Annotated in this window: 19 protein-coding genes and 1 pseudogene; 4 read left to right on the plus strand and 16 right to left on the minus strand. The window is 71.6% G+C overall.

What is annotated here, in order from left to right:
* Nucleotides 1-205 precede the first annotated feature (205 nt).
* The 7 genes from ACIQCJ_RS21240 to ACIQCJ_RS21270 all read right to left on the minus strand — a co-directional run bounded on the left by ACIQCJ_RS21240 (nucleotide 206) and on the right by ACIQCJ_RS21270 (nucleotide 9,985).
* Nucleotides 206-1,222: an ABC transporter permease gene (locus tag ACIQCJ_RS21240; protein WP_355334606.1), complete on the minus strand. Its 1,017-nt coding sequence runs from the start codon at nucleotides 1,220-1,222 to the stop codon at nucleotides 206-208.
* A gap of 61 nt (nucleotides 1,223-1,283) precedes the next feature.
* Nucleotides 1,284-3,026 (minus strand): sugar ABC transporter ATP-binding protein, encoded by a 1,743-nt coding sequence (locus ACIQCJ_RS21245; protein WP_402712207.1) that lies wholly within the window; start codon nucleotides 3,024-3,026, stop codon nucleotides 1,284-1,286.
* Nucleotides 3,026-4,123: a substrate-binding domain-containing protein gene (locus ACIQCJ_RS21250; protein ID WP_402712208.1), complete on the minus strand. Its 1,098-nt coding sequence runs from the start codon at nucleotides 4,121-4,123 to the stop codon at nucleotides 3,026-3,028. The genes ACIQCJ_RS21245 and ACIQCJ_RS21250 overlap by 1 nt, the downstream gene beginning before the upstream one ends.
* 453 nt (nucleotides 4,124-4,576) lie before the next feature.
* Nucleotides 4,577-6,082, minus strand: a complete 1,506-nt coding sequence (gene araA, locus ACIQCJ_RS21255) for an L-arabinose isomerase (protein WP_402712209.1) — start codon at nucleotides 6,080-6,082, stop codon at nucleotides 4,577-4,579.
* Entirely contained in the window at nucleotides 6,079-6,936 is an 858-nt protein-coding gene (locus tag ACIQCJ_RS21260) for an L-ribulose-5-phosphate 4-epimerase (protein WP_402712210.1), read from the minus strand. The genes araA and ACIQCJ_RS21260 overlap by 4 nt, the downstream gene beginning before the upstream one ends.
* Nucleotides 6,937-7,011: 75 nt before the next feature.
* A complete protein-coding gene (gene araB, locus ACIQCJ_RS21265; protein WP_402712211.1) occupies nucleotides 7,012-8,688 on the minus strand; it encodes a ribulokinase in 1,677 nt (558 codons plus the stop codon).
* Nucleotides 8,689-8,926: 238 nt separating this feature from the next.
* Nucleotides 8,927-9,985, minus strand: a complete 1,059-nt coding sequence (locus ACIQCJ_RS21270; RefSeq protein ID WP_391043637.1) for a substrate-binding domain-containing protein — start codon at nucleotides 9,983-9,985, stop codon at nucleotides 8,927-8,929.
* A gap of 209 nt (nucleotides 9,986-10,194) precedes the next feature.
* Between ACIQCJ_RS21270 and ACIQCJ_RS21275 the strand changes: the two are divergent.
* Nucleotides 10,195-10,997, plus strand: a pseudogene (locus ACIQCJ_RS21275) (IS5 family transposase).
* Here the strand turns inward: ACIQCJ_RS21275 and ACIQCJ_RS21280 are convergent.
* The gene (locus ACIQCJ_RS21280; protein WP_401853119.1) at nucleotides 10,989-11,477 is read right to left on the minus strand and encodes a DUF5959 family protein; all 489 of its coding nucleotides are present in this window, start codon (nucleotides 11,475-11,477) and stop codon (nucleotides 10,989-10,991) included. The pseudogene ACIQCJ_RS21275 and the gene ACIQCJ_RS21280 sit on opposite strands and share 9 nt — an antisense overlap.
* A gap of 356 nt (nucleotides 11,478-11,833) precedes the next feature.
* Between ACIQCJ_RS21280 and ACIQCJ_RS21285 the strand changes: the two genes are divergently transcribed.
* Nucleotides 11,834-12,754 carry an aminoglycoside phosphotransferase family protein gene (locus ACIQCJ_RS21285; RefSeq protein ID WP_402712212.1) on the plus strand — a complete coding sequence of 307 codons (921 nt, stop codon included), beginning with the start codon at nucleotides 11,834-11,836 and terminating at the stop codon, nucleotides 12,752-12,754.
* 50 nt (nucleotides 12,755-12,804) lie between these two features.
* Here ACIQCJ_RS21285 and ACIQCJ_RS21290 read toward each other — a convergent pair whose 3' ends face one another.
* From ACIQCJ_RS21290 to ACIQCJ_RS21310, 5 genes are all read right to left on the minus strand, one after another.
* Complete coding sequence (locus ACIQCJ_RS21290) at nucleotides 12,805-12,972, minus strand: hypothetical protein (RefSeq protein ID WP_402712363.1); 168 nt, start codon at nucleotides 12,970-12,972, stop codon at nucleotides 12,805-12,807.
* Nucleotides 12,973-12,981: 9 nt separating this feature from the next.
* Nucleotides 12,982-13,890 (minus strand): hypothetical protein, encoded by a 909-nt coding sequence (locus tag ACIQCJ_RS21295; protein ID WP_402712213.1) that lies wholly within the window; start codon nucleotides 13,888-13,890, stop codon nucleotides 12,982-12,984.
* A gap of 261 nt (nucleotides 13,891-14,151) precedes the next feature.
* On the minus strand, nucleotides 14,152-15,366 hold the full coding sequence (locus ACIQCJ_RS21300; RefSeq protein WP_402712214.1) for a GDSL-type esterase/lipase family protein: 1,215 nt from the start codon (nucleotides 15,364-15,366) through the stop codon (nucleotides 14,152-14,154).
* A gap of 6 nt (nucleotides 15,367-15,372) precedes the next feature.
* Entirely contained in the window at nucleotides 15,373-15,951 is a 579-nt protein-coding gene (locus ACIQCJ_RS21305) for a WHG domain-containing protein (protein ID WP_355334633.1), read from the minus strand.
* Nucleotides 15,952-16,166: 215 nt separating this feature from the next.
* Nucleotides 16,167-17,101, minus strand: a protein-coding gene (locus ACIQCJ_RS21310; protein ID WP_402712215.1) for an IS5 family transposase whose coding sequence is annotated in 2 segments (ribosomal slippage) — nucleotides 16,167-16,763 and nucleotides 16,766-17,101 — 933 coding nt in all. Because the reading frame shifts where the segments join, the coding sequence is not laid out codon by codon here.
* Nucleotides 17,102-17,170: 69 nt separating this feature from the next.
* On the opposite strand from ACIQCJ_RS21310, the gene ACIQCJ_RS21315 reads away from it, so the two are divergent.
* Nucleotides 17,171-17,914: a hypothetical protein gene (locus ACIQCJ_RS21315; RefSeq protein WP_402712216.1), complete on the plus strand. Its 744-nt coding sequence runs from the start codon at nucleotides 17,171-17,173 to the stop codon at nucleotides 17,912-17,914.
* Nucleotides 17,915-17,984: 70 nt separating this feature from the next.
* Here the strand turns inward: ACIQCJ_RS21315 and ACIQCJ_RS21320 are convergent, their stop codons facing one another.
* Together ACIQCJ_RS21320 and ACIQCJ_RS21325 are read right to left on the minus strand one after the other, a co-directional pair.
* Nucleotides 17,985-18,431 carry a GNAT family N-acetyltransferase gene (locus ACIQCJ_RS21320; protein WP_402712217.1) on the minus strand — a complete coding sequence of 149 codons (447 nt, stop codon included), beginning with the start codon at nucleotides 18,429-18,431 and terminating at the stop codon, nucleotides 17,985-17,987.
* A 510-nt stretch (nucleotides 18,432-18,941) separates the two neighbouring features.
* Nucleotides 18,942-19,493, minus strand: coding sequence for a winged helix-turn-helix domain-containing protein (locus ACIQCJ_RS21325; protein ID WP_402712218.1), 552 nt, complete (start codon nucleotides 19,491-19,493; stop codon nucleotides 18,942-18,944).
* A 76-nt stretch (nucleotides 19,494-19,569) separates the two neighbouring features.
* On the opposite strand from ACIQCJ_RS21325, the gene def reads away from it, so the two are divergent.
* Nucleotides 19,570-20,163, plus strand: coding sequence for a peptide deformylase (gene def, locus ACIQCJ_RS21330; RefSeq protein ID WP_355334644.1), 594 nt, complete (start codon nucleotides 19,570-19,572; stop codon nucleotides 20,161-20,163).
* A 40-nt stretch (nucleotides 20,164-20,203) separates the two neighbouring features.
* On the opposite strand, the gene ACIQCJ_RS21335 is transcribed toward def, so the two are convergent.
* A complete protein-coding gene (locus ACIQCJ_RS21335; protein ID WP_391047229.1) occupies nucleotides 20,204-20,803 on the minus strand; it encodes a molybdopterin-dependent oxidoreductase in 600 nt (199 codons plus the stop codon).
* Between the last annotated feature and the right edge of the window lie 84 nt (nucleotides 20,804-20,887).

A 20,887-nucleotide genomic window follows, 5' to 3' on the forward strand; every position in this document is an offset into this window, starting at 1 on the left:
ACGCAACCATTCGGGCCGAAACGATTCAGCCGGATTCGAAGGAGGGCGGCGCCACGCGGCGCGGCCCCCGGACGGCCGTGCGTCCGGGGGCGGAACAGTCCCTGATCGGCGGCCGACCGGCGGGCGGGCGACGGTCGGTCAGCGGCGTGGCGGCGGGCGGCCAGTGGCCCGGCGGCGGTCGGGCGGCGGTCGGTTGGATGCCGGGTCAGCCGCGGCGGGCCACGCTTCTCGCCCGCAGCCGGTCGGCGGTGATGGCCAGCCCGAGCACACAACCCAGCACGATATTGGTGTAGTTGGAGTTGATCTGAAGCGTCGTCAGGCCGTTGTTGATCAGTTCGAGCAGGATCGTGCCCGCCACGATGCCGAGAATCCGGCCCTGTCCGCCGACCAGGCTCACCCCGCCGATGACGGCCGCGGCGATGGCCGACAGCTCCCACCCGACTCCGACGCCGCTGGCCGAGCCCACACCCATCCGGCCGAGCACGAAGATCCCGGCGAAGCCGGACAGCAGCGAACTGGTCACGTACATCGAGACGATGCGGCGGTCGCCGCGGATGCCCGCCAGCCGGGCCGCCTCGGGATTGCCGCCGACCGCGTACACCTGGCGGCCGGTGTAGGTGCGTTCCAGGAAGAACCACGCCGCCACGGCCACGACCGCGAAGACGATCAGCGGGAGGGGGATCTGCGCCACGTACGTCTGTCCCAGGTCGCCGAAAGTGCCGTCGATGCCGGTGATGGAGGTGCCGGAGGTGATGGCCAGCGTGACGCCCTGCGCGACGGTGTAGGTGACCAGGGTGACGACGAAGGGCGGCATTCTCAGCCGGGTGACGGCGAGGCCGTGGACGAGGCCGACCGTGCCGGTGACGGCCAGCGTGAGCAGGATCGCGAGCGGCGCGGGCAGTCCCGCGCGGACGTTGAACCAGGACATCAGGATGACGCTGGTGCCCAGCAGCGCGCCCACCGACAGGTCGATGCCGCCGGTCAGGATGACCAGGGACTCGCCGATCGCGATCAGCCCGTACTGGGACAGGTCGAAGCCCATGCCCTGGAGGTTGACGGCGCTGGCGAACGTCGACTTGTCCAGCGCGAGCGCGACGAAGACCACGACGCAGGCCGCGACCACGCCGACCTCGGGCGTCTCGGCCAGGCGGCGGACCGGCGACGTACGGCCGCCGCTCGCGGCGTCCTCCGTGGCCTCGATCGGTGCGGTGCTGGTGGTCATGGCCTCGCCTTCCCGTGAGTGCCGACGCCGACGGCGGTCATCGGCAGGGGCCTGTTGTCGTTCATGCGCGTGCCTTGCCCTGACGGTCGGCGACAGCGTCGGCGCCGGTCCGCGGCCCGAGCGCCCCGGCCTGTTGCCCGGCCTGTTCCCCGGTTCCGTCCCGCGCCCCGTCCCTCTCGCGCGTGCCGGGCGCGCCGTTCCGCGTACCGGCCGCGGCGGTCATGATCGCTTCCTTGCCGAACCGGTCGCGGGGGAGGTCGGCGACCACCCGGCCGTGCGCCATCACCACGATCCGGTGGCAGATCCACAGCAGTTCCTCCAGCTCCGAGGAGGCCACCAGCACCGCGAGGCCGTCCTGCGCCGCGGTGTCGATGAGGCTGTAGATCTCCGCCTTGGCCCCGACGTCCACGCCGCGGGTCGGCTCGTCCAGGAGCAGCAGCCGGGGCTCGGTCGCCAGCCAGCGGCCGAACACCACCTTCTGCTGATTGCCGCCCGACAGGTCCGAGATGAGCTGTTCCTGGCTGCGCAGCCGCACCCCGAGGTCCTGGACGATCCGGGCCGCGTGCGCCTTGTCCGCCCTCGGCCGCAGGACTCCACGTGCGCTGATCCGGCGCAGCGTGGCCAGCGTGACGTTCCAGCGCACCGAGTGCGCCGGGAGCAGCGACTGGACCTTGCGGTCCTCGGGCACCAGTCCGATCCCCGCCTCCACCGCGTCGGCGGGGCGGCGCGGGCGGAAGTCGGCGCCGTCGAAGACGACCGTGCCACCGGTACGCGGCTGCGCGCCCATCAGCGCGTGCAGCAGGCGGCTGCGCCCCGAGCCCATGAGCCCGGCCACGCCGACGATCTCCCCCGCCCTCACGTCGAGGTCGACGGGCCCGAGGCCGTCCGCGGTCAGCCCGCGTACCGACAGGGTCGTCGTGCGCTCGACGGAGGACGGCGGGGCCAGGTCGGCGCGGGCCAGCTCACTGCCGACCATCTCCCGGATCATCCGCTCCTCGCTCGCCTCCGCCGGGGCCAGATCGGCCACCATCCGGCCGCTGCGCAGCACGATCACCCGGTCCGCGACGGCCTGGACCTCGTCCAGGCGGTGGCCGATGAACAGCACCGCCCCGCCGGCCGCCGCGTGCGTACGGGCCAGGCCGAGGACGCGCTCGGCCTCGACCGGGCCGAGCGAGGAGGTGGGTTCGTCCAGGATCAGCACCAGCGGATGGTGGCCCCACGCCTTGGCGATCTCGATCATCTGCCGTACGGGGACCGGGAATCGCTCCACCGGCCGGTCCACGTCCACCCCGCTGACGCCGACTTCGGCGAGCAGCGCGCGCGCCTCCGCCCTCGTACCGGCGCGGTCGTAGACGACCCGGCCCAGGGTGCGGGACGCCGCCCGCGCGGGACGGCGGCCCAGCAGCAGGTTCTCCGCCACGCTCAACTGCCCGACGAGCGGGAACTCCTGGGCCACCAGGGCGACGCCCAACTCCTTGGAGTGGTCGGGCCGTCCGGCGTGGAGCGGCGTACCGGCGATCTCGATGCTGCCGGTGGTGGGCGTGACGGTGCCGGACAGCACGCCCATCAAGGTGGACTTGCCCGCGCCGTTCTCCCCCACCACCGCGACGATCTGTCCACGGGCCAGGTCCAGGCTCGGGATGTCGAGCACCTTCACCGGCCCGTACGACTTGCTCACCGACCGCAGCCGGACGGCGACTTCGGGGGCCGGGGCCGCGTCCGGGGCGGAGGCCGGGCCGGAGGCCGGGGTCTGAGCCGGGGCCGGGGACCGCGGGGCCTCGTACGGGGCCGGACCCGAAGCCATCAGCCGATGCCCAGGTCGGTCAGCTTGGTCTGGTACGCGGCCAGGTTCGCCTGGGTGACCAGGCCGACGCCCGAACTGAGCGTGGTGCCGTCCGACTCCAGATACGGCTTGACGATCCGGAGGGTGGCCTCCTTGCCGAGCACCTTGAACGCGGCCAGCAGATAGGCGCCGGTGTAGCCCTGCTGGTAGGGCTGTTGGAGGACGGTGGCCTGGATGACACCGGATTTGATGAACTTCAGCGTCTGCGGGTCGCTGTCGTCCGAGATGATCTTCACCCGGCCGGACTTCCCCGCGGCCTGCACCGCCTGCCCGGCTGACGGTCCGTCATAGGAGTAGACGCCGTACAGGCCGTTGATGTTCGGGTTGGTCTGGATCGCGGTCTGCGCGTTGGTGAGCGCCTTCGCCGCGTCCATGCCGTCGCTGAGCTTCTGCGCGACCTTGATGCCGGTGCCCTTGAGCGCGTCCTCGAAGCCCTGGATCCGCTCCACCGCGTTCGACGTGGTCAGCGAGCCGACGAGGACGACGACCTGGCCCTTGCCGCCGAGCGCCTGCTTCATGGCCTCACCGGCCTTCTGGCCCGCCTGGTAGTTGGGCGTGCCCAGATACAGGTCGGCGCCGTCCTCCGGCGGCAGCGGGGAGTCGATCGCCAGCACCGGTATCCCGGCGCTCTTCGCGGACGCGATCGGCGCCTTGATCGCCGTCGGGTCGATCGCCGACACGCTCAAGCCCGTGATGCCCTGGCCGCGCAATGTCTGGATGAGGGAGAGCTGCTGGTCCAGACGGCCGTTGGCGGGCGCCTGGTAGACACCCTTCACGCCGAGGTCGGCCAGGCCCTTGGTGAAGCCGGACTTGCCCGCGTTCCAGTAGTCGACCGCCACGTTGACCACCATGGCCTCGTGCAGCTTCGACAGGTCCTTCCCGGCCAGCGCGGCCTTCAGCGCCGCGTCCAGCTTCGCGAGATTCGCGTCGTTGAACGCGATGTCGCCCTTGATCGTCACCGCCGCAGGGCTCCCGCCGCTCGCCGCGTCGGCCGCGGACGAGTCACCGGCACCGCTCTTACTGCACGCCGTCGCGGACAGGGCCACTGCCAGCGTCACCGCTGCGGCTCCCCATCGTCCGTGGCGGGCAAGGGCCTTTCGGGCGTCGCGCATGGCTGCATCCTGTTCGGGCAGTGGCCTCTCAGCCAGTTTTGTGAGCGCTAACAAATAGTGAGGAACAGAATCACGCAGAGCGGGACATCTGCTCTCTCCTCGCGGTAACTCGCCGATCTCTTACGGCACCAACGGGTGTTCCGGCCGCTGAGCGCGCCGCTGAACAGGCCGGACCCACTGACCCGATCGCCAGGCGCGCCGTCAGCTGTCGCCTATGAGTGTTAGCGCTCACTGATCGGTCGTCAAGACGTTGCACAGAGAAAAACCCGCCTCCGGCGCGGTGGCCGTCGCGGTACGGCTCCCCCCGCGGCGGGGCGCGCGGACAGGGCCGCACCCGCGGACGCGGTCGGCCGTACGGCGCGGGGCGGGTGCGGGGGCGAGGGCAGCTCCGACGGTCAGTCAGAGGCCGCCCGCCAGGCGGTAATACGCCTGATTCCAACGGATCTCCTGGGTGAAGCGGCGCAGTTGGGTGTCGTGGTCGATGAGGAGGAGTTCGGTGCGGAGCATGTCGGCCAGGTCGGCCAGTTCCTCGGCGCCGACGGCGCTGGAGAGCACGGTGTGGTGCGGGCCGCCCGCGGTCAGCCAGGCTTCGGTGGAGGTCCGCAGATCGGGCGCGGGCCGCCACACCGCGCGGGCCACGGGCAGTCGGGGCAGCGGTTCCGCGGGCGCGACGACCTCGATCTCGTTGGCGACCAGCCGGAAGCGGTCGCCCATGTCGGCCAGGCCCACGACGACCGCGGGCCCCGGCCGGGCGTCGAAGACGAGCCGTACCGGGTCCTCCCGGCCGCCGATCCCCAGCGGGTGGATCTCGCACGAGGGCCGGTGCGCCGCGATCGTCGGGCAGACCTCCAACATGTGCGCGCCCAGGATCACTTCACCGCCCGGCGTCAGGTCGTAGGTGTAGTCCTCCATGAAGGAGGTGCCGCCCGGCAGACCGGCCCCCATGACCTTCACGGTGCGCAGCAGCATCGACGTCTTCCAGTCGCCCTCGCCGCCGAAGCCGTAGCCGTCGCCCATCAGCCGCTGCACCGCGAGGCCCGGAAGTTGCCGAAGGCCGCCCAGATCCTCGAAGTTGGTCGTGAAGGCGGAGAAGCCGCCCTCGGTGAGGAAGGCGCGCAGACCCAGTTCGATCCGGGCCGCGTACCGCAGCGCGTCGTGGCGCTCGCCGCCCGCCGCCAGCTCGCCCGCCAGCCGGTAGGCGCTCGCGTACTCCTTGACCACCTCCGAGACGGCCGCGTCGTCCACCTCGTCCACGACGGCCACCAGGTCGTTGACGCCGTAGGTGTTCACCGAGACGCCGAACCGCAACTGCGCCTCCACCTTGTCGCCCTCGGTGACGGCAACGTCGCGCATGTTGTCGCCGAAGCGGGCCACCTTCAGACGGCGCAGCGCGTCGTGTCCGAGGGCGGCGCGCATCCAGGTGTGGACGCGGGCCACGACGGCGGGATCGGAGACATGGCCCGCGACCGTCTTGCGGGCGATGCCGAGCCGGGCCTGGAGATAGCCGAACTCGCGGTCGCCGTGGGCGGCCTGATTGAGGTTCATGAAGTCCATGTCGATGGTGGACCACGGCAGTTCGACATTGGCCTGGGTGTGCAGATGCAGCAGCGGCTTGCGCAGCAGGTCGAGGCCCGCAATCCACATCTTCGCGGGCGAGAAGGTGTGCATCCACGCGATCAGACCCACGCACGCCCGGCTGGAGTTGGCGTCGACGACCGTGCCGGTGATGCCGGAGGCGTCGGTGAGCACCGGCTTCCACACGATCCGCACCGGGCCGCCGGGGGTGGCGGCGAGCCGGTCGGAGATGGCGCGCGACTGCTCGGCGACCTGCCGCAGCGTCTGCGCGCCGTACAGGCCCTGGCTGCCGGTGAGGAACCAGACCTCGCGCTCGTCGGACGGTGTCATGCCAGGGCTCCTCGGTCGGCGGGGGCGGCGGGATCGGCGGGATCGGCGGTGTCAACGGGTTCGGCCGGACCGTCGTGCACGACGGCCTGCGGCTCCTGGCCGGCGGGGGGCGGCCCGGCGGGGCCGCCGGAATCGGCGCTATCGGCGGAATCAGCGCGATCGGCCGCCGCCTGCTGCCCGTAGACATTCTGGTAGCGGTCGTGGAGCCGGTCGATGTCGGCGCGGGTAAGGGGCAGCGGATCGCCCAACTGCCGGGAAATGTGCACGGTACGGGCCACGTCCTCGCACATCACCGCCGCTTTCACGGCCGCGCGGGCGTCCTTGCCGATGGTGAACACCCCGTGGCTCTTCATCAGTACCGCCGGCGAGCGGTGCCCCGCCAGCGTCTCCACGATGCCCCTGCCGATCGAGTCGTCACCGATCAGCGCGAACGGCCCGACCGGGATCTCGGCCCCGAACTCGTCGGCCATCGCGGTCAGTACGCACGGCACCGACTCGCCGCGCGCCGCCCACGCGCACGCGTACGTCGAGTGGGTGTGCACCACCCCGCCGACCTCCGGCAGGTGCCGGTAGACGTAGGCGTGCGCGGCGGTGTCCGAGGACGGCGACAAGTCGCCTTCCACCACCCGCCCTTCGAGGTCGCACACGATCATCGCGTCCGGTGTCAGCCGGTCGTAGTCCACACCGCTCGGCTTGATCACGAACAGGCCGTGCCCCGGCACGCGCGCCGAGACATTGCCCGCCGTCCAGACGACCAGCCGGTAGCGGACCAGCTCCTGATGCAGGTCGCTGACCTGCTGCCGCAGGCGTACGACGGCCTCTGCGGCAGGGGGCGGAAAGGGGTGACTGCTCATACGGGACCTCGGCAGGGAGTGAGCGTTAACATTCTGGGTGAGCGCTAACAAAGGGCGGTGCCACGAGACGCCGCCCTACGGCTGAGCCGGGGTGTCCGCCTGCGCCCGCCCTCGGAGCGCCCGCAGGCGGTGCATGACATCGCTGCCGCCCCGGCCGAAGTGGTCGTGCAGGGAGCGGTATTCGGCGTAGAGGTCGTCGTAGGCGGCGGCGCGTGCGGGGTCGGGCAGATAGGCGTTGCGGCGCAGGCGGCCCATCGCGGCCGAGGCGGTGCGGATGTCGGGGTGGGCCCCCGCCGCGACGGCCGCGTGGATCGCGGCGCCCAGCGCCGGGCCCTGCTCCGAGGACAGCACGTTGACCGGCCGGTTCAGCACATCGCTGTAGGTCTGCATGAGGAAGGTGTTCTTCAGCAGGCCGCCCGCCGCCGTGAAGTCGGTGACCGGCACCCCCGCGCCCTCGAACGCCTCCACGATGGTCCGCGTGCCGAAGGCCGTCGCCTCGACCAGCGCCCGGTAGATGTCCTCGGGACGGGTGTCCAGCGTCAGCCCCACCAGGAGCCCCGACAGGTGGTGGTCCACCAGTACGGAGCGGTTGCCGCTGTGCCAGTCGAGCGCCAACAGCCCGTGTCCGCCGACCGGTTGGGCGGCGGCCTTCTCCGTCAGCAGCTCGTGCGGGCTGATGCCGCGCCGCCGGGCCTCCAGCGCGTACGGCTGCGGTGTCGCGGTCCGCACCGCCCAGGCGAAGATGTCCCCCACCCCGCTCTGGCCCGCCTCGTAGCCCCACAGGCCGGGGACCACGCCGTCGCGGACCACCCCGCACATGCCCGGCACCTCGGCGAGCACGTCGGAGTTCATGATGTGACAGGTCGAGGTCCCCATGATCGCCAGCAGATGGCCGGGGTCCAGGGCCCGCGCGGCGGCGCTGGTGACATGCGCGTCGACGTTTCCGACCGCCACGACCGTGCCCGCGCGCAGCCCGGTCAGCGCGGCGGCCGAAGCGCTCAAACGCCCTGCTGCGGTGCCCAGTTGGGACAGCGGGTGGTCCAGCTTCGCCGTGAAGCCGGCGAAGTCCGGGTGCAGGGAGGCCAGGAACGTGGCGTCCGGATAACCGCCGTCCTGGTGGATGCCCTTGTAACCGGCCGTGCACGGATTGCGGTTCTCGGCCCCGGTCAACTGCCAGACGATCCAGTCGGCCGCCTCGATCCACCGGTCGGCCGCCGCGTAGACCTCCGGGTCCTCGCGCAGCACCTGCAACGCCTTGGCGTACTGCCACTCGCTGGAGATCCGCCCGCCGTAGCGGCCGAGCCACGGCTGCCCGGACTCCCCGGCGCGGCGCACGATCAGCTCCGCCTCCGGCTGGGCCGCGTGGTGCCGCCACAACTTCGGGTAGGCGTGCGGGCGTTCGGCCATGTCCGGCAGCTCGCACAGCGGCGTGCCGTCCGCCGTCGCGGGCAGCACCGTACAGGCGGTGAAGTCCGTCGCCACCCCCACGACCTGCTCCGCCCGCACCCCGGCGGCCTCCAGCGCGCGCGGCACGGCGAAGCGCAGCACGTCCCGCCAGTCCTGCGGAATCTGCAACGCCCAATCGGGCGGCAGCTCGCGGCCGTTCGGCAGCGCGCCGTCCACCACCCCATGGGTGTACTCGTGGACGGCGCTGCCCAGCTCCTTGCCGTCGTCGACCGCCACGACCAGGGCGCGCCCGGACAGCGTGCCGAAATCGATGCCGACGGTGACGGCGGGAGGATCGGTCATCATGCGTGTCTCCCCATGCGCCGGGGGCTCCGGCAGCAGGTCGCGTACCGATTGCCCTGCGGTGTGAACTCTGCGGCGGTGCGGTCCTGTTCTGTCCTGCGGGACGTGCTGCGAGAGGTGCTGCGAGAGGTGCTACGGGATGTGTGGCCGGACTCGGTGCCGGTCCGGTGGCCGGACCTGTGGCGACGCGTGCTGCGATCCGTGCCGCGGTGCCGTGCGCCGCCCGTACGGACCGCCGCCCTCAGGACGGGTTGCTGCTGCTGCGGACGATCAGGCGCGGTTCGATGACGACGCGTTCGCCGCCGCGGGTGGTGCCGGACTCCAACTGGTCGACCAGCAGGCGGATGCTGGCCTGGCCGACCGCGGTGAAGTCCTGCCGGACGGTGGTCAGCGGCGGCGCGAAGAACTCGGCTTCAGGGATGTCGTCGAAGCCCGCGATGGCGACCTGGCCCGGCACCGAGAGACCGGCCTCGCGGAAGGCCCGCAACACCCCCAGCGCCATCTGGTCGTTGGCGACGAAGACGGCCGACACCTCGGGTGAACCGCGGCGCCCGGAGCCCGCCGAGACCCGGCCCGCCAGCTCCTGTCCCGCGCGGTAGCCCGACAGCGGCGTCCAGTCCCCCACCAGCGGCGACGGCACCTCGACGCCCGCCTCCTCCAGCGTGGCGCGCCAGCCCTGCACACGGGCCTCGGCCTCCAGCCAGTTCTGCGGGCCCGCGACATGCCAGACCGTGCGGTGGCCGCCGGCCAGCAGATGGCCCGTGACCAGCCGCGCGCCCAGCTCCTGGTCCACCGAGACGCCGGGGATCGGCAGGCCGTGCCCGCCCTCCACCGTGACGACGGGGAACGGCAGCTTCAGCTCGGCCAGTGCGGCGACGGCCTCCCGCTCCGGCACTATCACCACGATGCCCTCCACCCCCCAGTCGCTGAGGTGGTCGATCGCGTCCGCGAGCGCCTTCGGGGTGTGCCGCCGCAGGGTCACCGCGGAGACCATGTAGCCCTCGTCCCGCGCCGCTTCCTCCAGCCCGAACAGCGTGCTCGCCGGGCCGAACAGCGTCGGATTGCACGCCACCACCCCCAGCGTCAGCGTCCGCCGCGTCACCAGCGCCCGCGCCGACGAGTTGCGCCGGTACCCCAGCGCCTCGATCGCCCGCAGCACCTCCGCGCGCGTGGTGTCCCGCACATTCGGGTGATCGCTCAGCACCCGCGACACCGTCTGATGCGAGACGCCCGCCACCTGGGCGACATCCGCCATGGTGGGGGCCCTGCGGGGCGCTGCCGGGTCCGCGGTGCGAGACATGGCTCTCCGTTCCGTGATGCTGCTAAGTGTTAGCGCTCACAGTCCCATCCGTCAAGGCCGTACGCTCGCGCTTGGCGGAGGAAGACGGGCCTTTACCAGGCCCCCCGCCGGGGGCGACCCTCCCAAGGGCTTGGGCCCCTTAGAACTCCTAACGAAATGATCTTCAAGGTGATTGGATCACTCCGGGACTGATGATCCGGGGGCGTGGGATGGCTCAGCCGAAGCCGTGGCATGTTGATGACGAGCTATGGGCGGTGGTTGAGCCGCTGTTGCCGAAGGTGGAGCGTCGGGTTCGGTATCCCGGGCGCAAGCGGCATCCGGACCGGCTGGTGTTCCAGGGCATCCTGGTCGTGCTGCACACCGGGATCGCCTGGGAATATCTGCCGCAGGAGCTCGGCTTCGGCTCGGGCATGACGTTCTGGCGCCGCCTGGCCGAATGGACCGAAGCCGGCGTGTGGCCCCGGCTGCGTCAGGCTCTTCTGGCCGAGCTACGCGCTGCGAATGCCCTGGACTTCTCCCGGGCAGCGGTCGACGGCTCCCACATCCGGGCGTTAAAGGGGCCCGCAGACCGGACGAAGCCCTGTTGATCGGGGCAGAACCGGCAGCAAGCACCACCTGATCACCGACGCCACCGGCGTTCTGCTCGCCATTACCCTGAACGGCGGCAACCGCAACGACGTCACCCAGCTCATCCCGCTGCTCGAAGCCGTGCCGCCGGTACGCGGCAAGCGAGGCCGCCCCAGGCGTCGTGCTCGGCGACCGCGGCTACGACCACGACAAGTACCGCCGCCTCGTGTGGGCCCTCGGCGTGAAGCCGGCGATCGCCCGACGCGGCACCGAGCACGGCTCCGGGCTCGGAACCCAGCGCTGGGTCGTGGAGCGTGCGTTCGCCCATCTGCACTGGTTTCGTCGGCTGCGGATCCGGTGGGAGACCCGCGACGACATCCACGAAGCCTTCCTTGCCCTCGGCTGTGCGCTCATCTGCTGGCGGCGGCTTGTCTCCCTACCCTGACAGCAACGGCGCCCAGTAACTCATCACCTGGTGCAGGCGCTGCCGGTGGTCGGCAATCCAGTCGTCCGGCGGGACGAGGGGGACGCGCACGGTGACCATCGACCCCGACTCGTCCTCAACGACCACCTCCGGGCAGTCACGCTCGCCGGTGAGCTGGATGAAGATGGACGGCCCTCTGCTCATCTCCATCCAGGCGACGTCTTCGCCGGCGTCGAGCCGGCCCAGTGCGTCGGCCCAGCTTTCCAGGTCGGAAATGTACAACGCCAGATCGATGCGGCCGGACACGAAGGGCGTCCTGACGACGATCTCGGCGTCGAGTCCTGCGGTCCACCTGGGATTACGTCCCAGAACGTTGACCGTGACGCTGTTCCCCTCGTCATCAGAGAGGGAGATGAGTTCCCTCGGAGGACTGTCGCCCATAGCGGCCCTTTCATCGCTGAGTACTGAGCGATCCTCGCCTGGACGGAGCCCATCCTTCATCTCATTTTGTTAGAAGTTCTTAGGGCACGGGGAAAGCGCGCCGCGCTGGCGCAGGGCCTGCCTTTAAGGGGCGCGGGGAACTGCGCGCTCAGCCGAAGCGCTCCCGCACCTCACCACCCGCCCCAGCGGGGCAATCCGGTTGTCCCCGGACCACCGGCCGGTGGTGGGTTACCCGCGCAGTTCCCCGCGCCCCTGACGGGGCACCGTCTCTCGCCCGGACGGCGAGCCGATCCTTTCAGCGGCGCGGGGAACGCTCCCGCACCTCACCACCCGCCGGAGGGGGCGGGCGGCGCGGACGGCGCGACTGTGGGGATACGGTCACAGAGGGAACCTCACGGCGAGAGGCGGGACGGCGCGTGGTGGAAGTGGACGGGCACGGGCACGTGACGGCCGACGCGGAGGTCGTGCGGTGGCTGGTGCGGGAGCAGCACCCGGACCTGGCGGAGCTGGAACTGCGTCCGGTGGACGGCGGCTGGGACAACCAACTGTGGCGGTTGGGCGAGGAGTTGGCCGTACGGCTGCCGCGTACGCCGCGCGCACCGGCGCTGCTGGCGAAGGAGCGGCGGTGGCTCCCGCTGCTGGCACCGCGCCTGCCGCTGCCGGTTCCGACGCCGGTACGCGACGGTGAGCCGTCCGCGCGCTTCCCGCGGCCGTGGGCCGTCACGAGGTGGGTGCCGGGGAGCCCGGCGGACCTCACGCCGATCGGCCGGGGCGAGCACGCGGCCGACGCGCTCGCGGGGTTCCTCACGGCGCTGCACCGGAAGGCACCCGCCGACGCACCGGCCAACCCGGACCGCGGTGTCCCGCTGAAGTCCTTGGCCGACGGGTTCGACCAGGGCGTGGCCGCCCTCGCCGAAGGCGGCCTCGACGCGCGCCTGGCCGACGGCGCCCGGCGGGTGTGGGCGGACGCCGTCGCCGCCCCCGAGAGCACCGCCCCGCCGACGTGGCTGCACGGCGACCTCCACCCCGCGAACGTCGTCGTCACGGACGGCACCCTCGCGGGCGTGATCGACTTCGGCGAGCTGTGTGCGGGCGACGCGGCGAACGACCTCGGCGCCGCCTGGCTGCTCCTGCCCGCGGGCGCGGCGCCCCGCTTCTTCGCCGCCTACGGCCGTACGGACCCGGCCACGATCCGCCGCGCCCGCGGCTACGCGGTCCGGGCCACGCTGGGTCTCATCAGCGTCGGACAGGCGGCCGAGAAGGGCCTGCCCGGCGGAAAGCCCACCTGGGGAGTCGCCGGGCGCGCGGCCCTGGAGCGCGTACTGGCCGACGTCTAGGCCCGGTTGACCAGTCCGGTTGACCAGACCGTCGACCAGCCCCGGTACGCCTACGCCCGGTCGGCCGGTTCGTCGTCGCGCCGCCCACCCGGCTGCCGGGACCCGCGGACCTGGCGGCGCGCCCACCAGATCCAGAAGTCCACTTCCCGGAGGCTGAGTTCACCGACGAGCGCGGCCACCTCGGGATCGTCGGGATCGCGGCCCGCGTCCATCCGCAGCGCCGCGACTCACTCGCGGGCGATTCCACGACCAGTCCGCGTACAGCGCAGCGGTCTGAACGCGGACCGGATGTCGGACGTGGACGGCGTGACGTACACCTCGGACGGCGGCCCGGTGTCGATGGTGCCGTAGGTGGTGTACGACAGGTAGCCCGGGCAACTCCCGCCGCCGATCTGCACAGTACGGCTCGACACGAGCTTGCCGGTGCGCAGTTCGAACACCTTCACCGGGATCGCGATCTTGCGGAATCTCACCTCGCGGGGGAAGTCGGGCAGCAGCTTGTTCTCGTACGGGCAGGTCGTGACCGTCGTGCCGTAGTCCTTGTCGCCGACGCAGACCACGAGTACCGCCTTGGTGACGTCGTCGGCCGACCAGGAGCCGGGCAGTTTGCGGGTGTACTCGTCGTCGCCGTAGAACAGCGCGTGGTGGGTGCCCTTGCGGTAGGGCGCGGCGGCGCTGTACTTCGCCGGTTTCGAGCAGTAGTCGGGCTCGGTGTCGGTCGAAGTGCCCAGCAGCGTACGGACGTTGTCCAGCTCGATGGTCAAGGTGGCCTGCTCGACGCCGCTGCGGGCCTTGGCGGCGAGCCGGTCGCCGGGGTACTGGTCGAGCTGCTGCTGGTAGCGGTCGCGGGCCTTCGCCCACTCCTTGGCCTCCATGAGGTCGTCACCGCAGCCGACGAGCGCGGCGGGCGCGGTCTTCGGGACGACGGCCGCCGCCCGGCCCAAGTCGCCCTGGACGGAATTGTGTTGGCGGAGCCAGTCGGTGACCGAGACGGTGTCGCAGGGCACCTTGGTGGGCAGTCGGCCGAGGAAGCCGTTCAGCACGGTGTCGACCATCTTCTCGTGGCCCGGCAGATCCGCGAGTACGGCGGCCAGGCGATGGCCTGGCCCGCGCGCCGCCGTCCTCGTTCCCGTCAACGGGGCCCGGACGCTGCCCCAGCAGATAACCCGGCGGGGGCCCCGGCGGCGGTCGCAGCGGGGGCCCCGGCGGCGGTCCCGGCGGCGGCTTCGGCACGCCGTCCTGTTCGGATACGTGCCGGGGCTCGGGGTCCGGTGCGGCCTGGGGCGGGTGGTCCCTCTCGGTCCCCTTCGTCGGGCGTGGGCGGTGGCCGTCGCCCATTGTCACCACCTGCGCCGGGAGGGGTCCCGGACGCACATCCGCCCTGTTCAGGGGTACTGCTACCGGCTCGCGGCGAAGGCGCCGCTCTCCGCGAAGGCCCGCTCGGCGAAGCGTTCGCCGATACGCCGGTGAGTGGCGGCGTCCGGGTGCAGCTCGTCGGGCAGCGGCAGTTCGGCGTAGTCCGCCTCGCCGTAGAGTTCGCGGCCGTCGAGGTAGTACAGGTGCGGGTCGGTGGCCGCGCGCTCGGCGACGATCCGCTCCAGTTCCGCGCGGATGACGGTCAGGGTCAGCTTGCCCGCCGCCAGCTCCGCCGGGTCGCCGGTGGCGCGGAACCGCAGCTTTCCGGTGCTGAGCGCTTCGAGGTCGAAGGCGGCGGGGCCCGGGGTGTTCTCGTGGATCGGGCTCAGGATCGGCGAGACGACCAGCAGCGGGGCGTCCGGGTGGCCCTCGCGGATGGTGTCGAGGAAGCCGTGCACCGCGGGGCCGAAGGCGCGCAGCCGCATCAGGTCGGCGTTGACGATATTGATGCCGATCTTCACGCTCACCAGGTCGGCGGGCGTGTCGCGCAGGGCGCGGGCCGTGAACGGGTCGAGCAGTGCGCTCCCGCCCAGGCCCAGATTGATCAGTTCCACACCGCCGAGGGAGGCCGCGAGGGCGGGCCATGTGGTGGTGGGGCTCGCCGCGTCGGAGCCGTGGCTGATCGAACTGCCGTGGTGCAGCCAGACCTTACGGCCCCGGTCGGGGACCGGCCCGACGGGCGCGTCGGTGCGCAGCGCGACGATCTCGGTCGTCTCGTTGTGCGGCAGCCAGATCTCGATGTCCTTGTCCGCGTCGGGCAGTTCGGCGAAGCGGAGGGTGCCGGGGTCGCCGGGCTTGTGCTCGGCGGTTCCGGTGCTCATGTCGACGGTCAGGGTGTGGCCGCCGGCCACGCTGCCCTGGCCCGCGGGGCGGCCGTCGACCAGCAGGTCGTAGAGGCCGTCGGGGCGCGGCGGCGCGCCCGCGTACACGCGCTTGGTGGGCAGCGTGTCCAGCTCCACGGTGGTGGCGCGGGTGCGGAACACCAGCCGTACGCCGGAGGGTTGGGACTCGGCCATGGCGAGCTGGGCGTCGGCGCACTGGGCGCGGGCCCGCGCGGGCAGCCGGTGCGGCAGTACGCCGTGTCCGGTGGGCTCCAACTCCAGCGCGCCGCGCACCAGTTCCGCGCCCTCGGGCGTGGTGAACAGGGTCGTGGTCCAGTCGCCGTGCTCGGTTCGTGCGTCGTTCTCGGTAGGCATTGCTTTTCAACTTCCGTCTTTTTCCGGCCAGTTCTTCAACAGGGCGTCGAGGGCGTCGATGACGCGTTCCCAGGTGTCCTGGGTGTCGGGCGCGCTGTGGCTGAACCCGCCGCCCATCTCCAGGCCGACGTAGCCGTTGAACACGCTCCCGAGCAGCCGCACCGCGTGCGTCTGGTCCGGCTCGTCGAGGTCGTAGCCGCGCAGGATCGCCCGTGTCATCTCCGCGTGCCGCCCGCCCGCGCTCGCGGCGGCGGCCTGCGGATCGAGCCGGAACTGGGCCGCCGCGTACCGTCCGGGGTGCTCCCGGGCGTAGTCGCGGTACACGTTCGCCAGTCCGGCGAGCGCGTCCTTCCCGGCCCGGCCCGCCAGGGCGGCGGCACCGCGATCGGCCATTTCCGCCAGTGCGAGCTGCGCGATCCCGGTCTGGAGATCGTGCGAATTCCGCACGTGCGAATACAGGCTCGCGACCTTCACGTCGAACCGCCTGGCCAGCTCGGAGACGGTCACCGCGTCGAACCCGACCTCGTCGGCCAGCTCCGCCCCCGCCCGCACCAAACGCTCCCGTGTCAGCCCTACGCGCACCACAGCCGTCCTCCTCATTACCTAAGTCCATCATGCACATACCTAAAGCCTTTAGGCAAATGACCGCAGCCCGATGTGACGACGGACCCCGCTCATGGTCGGACCGCCGCCGTGAGGCCGCGCGGCGTGGGACCGCTCGCCGCGGGGGCCGTTCGCCGTAGAGCCCGCTCGCCGTGGGACAGAAAAGCCCGGGGCCCGGCTAGGAGCTGTCCGGTCGATCATGTGCGGAGCCAGATGACGAGGGCCGCGACGGTGACGGTGCCGAGGTACACATAGCCGCGTTTGTCGTAGCGCGTGGCCACGGCCCGGGACTGCTTCAGCTTGTTGATGACCCTCTCGACGGTGTTGCGTTTCTTGTAGCGCTGCTTGTCGAAGCCTGGTGGCCGTCCGCCGCGTGACGCCTTGCGGTGACGAGCGGCCTGGCTATCGGTCTTCTCCGGGATGGTGTGCCGGATGTTCCGTCGGCGCAGGCTGTCCCAGCAGGGCCCATTGCTGTAAGCCTTGTCCGCGGCGAGGCTGTCGGGCTTCTTGCGGGGCCTGCCCGGCCCGGTGCGCGGCACTCGGACCTTGTCGAGCACCGGCTCCAACTGGGTGCAGTCGGCCCGCTGCCCGGGCGTGATGACCAGGGACAGCGGCCGGCACCGACCCTCGGCGCTCAGGTGGAGCTTGGTGGTGAAGCCACCCCGGGAGCGGCCCAGGCCCTCACCTGCTTCACCACCTCCACCAGGCGGGCGTGAAGGCTTCGCCACGGCGGTTCGCGCTGATGTTCCACGCCCGCGTCCCCTTTTGGCTCGCCCGGCGCGGGCGGCGGGGTGATGCGGGCTCCCGCCGCATGCTGGTGTGCGCGCACTACCGTGGAATCCACACCGATGTCCCAGTCGAGCTCACCTGCGGCATCGGCCGCGGCCTGCACCTGCTGGAGCAGCCGCTCCCAGGTTCCGTCCGCCGACCACAGCCGGTGCCGCTCATAGATCGTCTTCCACGGGCCGAAGCGTTCGGGCAGGTCACGCCAGTGCACGCCGGTCCGCACCCGATGCAAGATCCCGTCGATCACCTGCCGGTGATCCCGCCACCGCCCGCACCGACCATTTCCCATCGGCAGGAACGGCCGCAGCCGTTCCCACTCCGTGTCCGTCAGATCGCCCCGCCCCATGGCCCAGACAACGATCCGAGGGGGTGACAGTCACACGAGCCGACAATTCCCTGGCTTACGCTCCCGAGCATGACCAAGTTCTTCGCCACGGTGTGCCTCCCGCCGACCACACCACGGAAGGTTCCACAGGCGATAGCCGCAGCCATGGCGCCCTACGACTTCAACCTCGACCCCGAGGGCTGGAATCCGGGTGGCCACTGGGACTGGTGGACCATCCACTCCACCGCGAACAACGCCTACCTCGTATTGCCCACGCACGACGGCGACCCCCGACTCCTCACGGCCTCAACCGTGCCACGCGGGAAGGCCGAACTCGATGCCCTCGGGCCACTGGAATGCTACGGCGGACCCCGGGGTCTGCTCGACTTCGACGCCATGCGCACCCGAGCGGCGAGCAAGCACGACGCCCTGTTCGGCGTCTGGAGTGAGCTGACCGCCGTACACCCACCGGCCCACCCGCTCACCGACTTCGTCGCTCGCCACAAGGCGGAGCCTGGCAGATACTCCCTTGCCGACGCCAAGCGAGAGCACCTGGCCCAGCCGCTGGTGCAGGACGTGGCCCAGCGGGCCGCCGAGGGAGACCCCTACTTCGACACCTCGTTCCTGCTCAACGACCCAGTCGCGTACTTCGCGCAGGAACACCAGGCCGCCAAGTCGTGGTCGGTACGGTGCGCCGTGCCCGGCGCAGCCTTGATCACCCTCGATGGCTCATGGATGAACGCCGACCACGACGACTACTGGGATCAGGCCAACCGCTACCTTAACGACCTCGACGCAGAGGCCGTCGTCCTCGACCTCCTCTGTCACTGCTGAACCGCGGGCCGCACTCGTAGAGATCGGCCCGGCACCTCCGGACGGAAGCCCATGATCGGCCGGACAGGCCCTAGTCGATCGGGAAGCGGTAGACCGTCGACTCGCGGGCCCGGAAGCCCAGCCGCTCGTAGAGCCGGTTCGCGGCGGCGCGGTCGGGGCGGGACGTCAGGTCCACCGTCCGGGCGCCCGCCTCGCGGGCGAGCCGCACGGCCTCCTCCGTGAGGAGCCCCGCGATGCCCTGACCCCGCGCCGCGCTGTCGACCACGACGTCCTCGACCCGCGCCCGCACTCCCGACGCCAGGGGCAGCAGCACAAGCGTCAGGGTGCCGACGATGCTCTCCGCCGTCCGGGCGACGAGCGGCGTGTGGGAGTCGCACGCCACCAGCCGGTCGATCGCCGCGGCGTCGAGGGGCCGCGCCGTCGCGGACAGCTGCGGCAGCAGCCGGGCGAAGGTGTCGACGAGTTCCTGACCGGTCTCCGGGCTGATCTCCCGGACGATCTCCACGCGGGCGTCCATGCGGGGAGCCTATCCATCCGTTCCGGCCGCACCGACGCGCCGGAGCCGGGGCGGGCTTGGCCGTAAAACCGGTTGGGCGGGCGATGCGCCGTTGGTAGCGTCCGCAGGACCGTCACACCAGGCGAGGAGGTGGCATCCATGAAGGCCGGTTCTGACGGGGTGCTCCCTGTCCTCCTCACGGCGTGGACGGCCCGCGTGGACGTCACCGCAGGCGCCGGGATCGCCCGGTCGCTTCCCGAGCGCAACACCGCCTGTCTTCTGTGCGGTTCACCGCGCGGACGACGCCAAAAGGCGTCCGTGAACGAGACGTCGCCATGGGTGAGGTCAATGGCCCGCTCCGGCCGCCGCTTTCCCGCCCAGAACAGCCGGCGCTCCTGCTGCTGGGCCACCTCGGCGGCCCGCACAAGAAGGCGCCGCGGACGCTGGGGCGCGCGCAACGCCCTGTGACCGACGCCGGTTCTCCCGCGCCGGCCCCCGTACGCCCGCATCGACACCCTGCGACCTCAGGCCCTAGCCCTCGTCGGGCAGCAGCGGGAAGAGCCGTGCGACGACCGCGACCGGACGGGCCGCGGCGGGGCGGGCCGCCGGATTCGGCTCCCGGTCGCGGTAGCGGGCGAGGGTCTGCCGGATCGCGTCGGCCACGGCGGCCATCTCCTCCGGGGTCAGATACGCGACCGCGCTGAACGCCTCGTCCTGCCGCCACGGGGCGGGAGCGCTGTCGCGCTGGGTCTGCCAGCGCCGGTAGCTCTCGTCCTCCAACCCACGGGCCAGCTCCCCGAATTCCGTCGCGGGACCCTCCCCCTTCTCCGGCTCCCCCGCCTGCCGGATCCGCCACGGCCGGGCGCGGCCACCGCTGTGCGGGGCCTCCTCGATGTAGCCGTAGCGCGCGAGTTGCCGCAGATGGAACGAGCACAGGCCGGAGCTGTAGCCGAGCCGCCCGGCCGCCTGTGTGGCCGTGACCGTACCGACCTCGGCGAGCAGGCCGAGCAGGTCGCGGCGTACGTCGTGGTCGGGCAGACCGCTGTCAGCCGACGTTCCGGCCTCCGCTTCTTCTTCAGTCACTTTGCAAAGCCTGCTACTTTGCAAAGAGCTTTGCAAGCTCCTGGCCGACGCCACCGCTCCGAGGAGAGTGAGCCCCTTGGTCTCCCGCCCCTTCGACGTGTCCGAGCGCGCCGTCGTGCGCGCCATCACCGTCACCGGCGACGACATCCTGCACCGCCCCTGCCGCGAGGTGACCGAATTCGGGACCACGGAACTGGCCGAGCTGATCGAGGACATGGTGCTCACCATGCACGTCGCCGACGGCGCGGGCCTGGCGGCCAATCAAGTGGGCGTCGGCCTGCGGCTGTTCGTGTACGACTGCTGGGACGACGACGGCGTCCACCACACCGGGCACCTGGTCAATCCCGTGCTCGACGAACCCGCGCCTGCCGACCGGCGGCTCGTCGACGACGCCGAGGGCTGTCTGTCGGTGCCGGGCGCGACGGTGGACGTGCCGCGCACGGACCACGCCGTGGCGCGCGGCTTCGACCAGTACGGCGAGCCGGTCGTCATCGCGGGCAACGGCCAGTTCGGGCGCTGCCTCCAGCACGAGACCGACCACCTGGACGGCCGCCTCTACCTCGACCGCCTCTCACGGCGCGACCGGCGCGAGGCGCTGCGTCAGATGGCCGACCGCCGCGAACACGTCTTCGCCCTGCGCGCGGCCAGGGCCGCCGAGTTGGGCCGCTGACCTCCGCGCACGGGGCTCGGGGGACGCGTCAGGCCGGTCGTCACACCGCCGGGCCGTCGCCGTCCTCCTCCTGGTGGGTGTAGCGCTGCTCCTTCCAGGGGTCCGCGAGGTTGTGGTGGCCGCGCTCCTCCCAGAAGCCGCGCCGGTCCGTCGTCATGTACTCGATGGCACGGAGCCACTTGGGCCCCTTCCAGCTGTACAGATGCGGTACGACCAGGCGTACGGGGAAGCCGTGTTCCGCGGTGAGCTGGTCACCGTTGTGGTGGGTGGCCAGCAGGGTGCCGTCGGCGGTGAAGTCGGCGAGCCGGAGATTGGCGCTGTAGCCGTACTCCGCCCAGGCCATGACATGGGTGGCGTGCGGCGCCGGTGGCGCCAGGTCCAGCAGGGTGCGGGCGGTGACGCCGAACCACTCGTGGCCGGTCGAGGTCGTCCCGGACGCGCAGTGCAGGTCGGCGGCGACCGTGGCGCGCGGCAGCGCGCTGAACTCCTCAAGGGTCCACGTGTGTTCGCCGCCGGCGGCGGTGGCGCCGAACACCTTCAGGCTCCACCGGTCCGCCCGGAATCTGGGCACGGGTCCGTAGTGCGAGACGGGCCAGCCCCTGACCTTGCGCTGTCCCGGGGGAAGCTCGTCGTTTCCCACTGGGTGATCGTCCTTCCCTGCGGGTCGATGCGGGTCGATGGCACGGCGGCGGTCCCGGTGGTGCGGTGGAGATCCAGCGGCGCG

The organism is Streptomyces sp. NPDC093221, assembly GCF_044753885.1.
GTDB lineage: Bacteria > Actinomycetota > Actinomycetes > Streptomycetales > Streptomycetaceae > Actinacidiphila.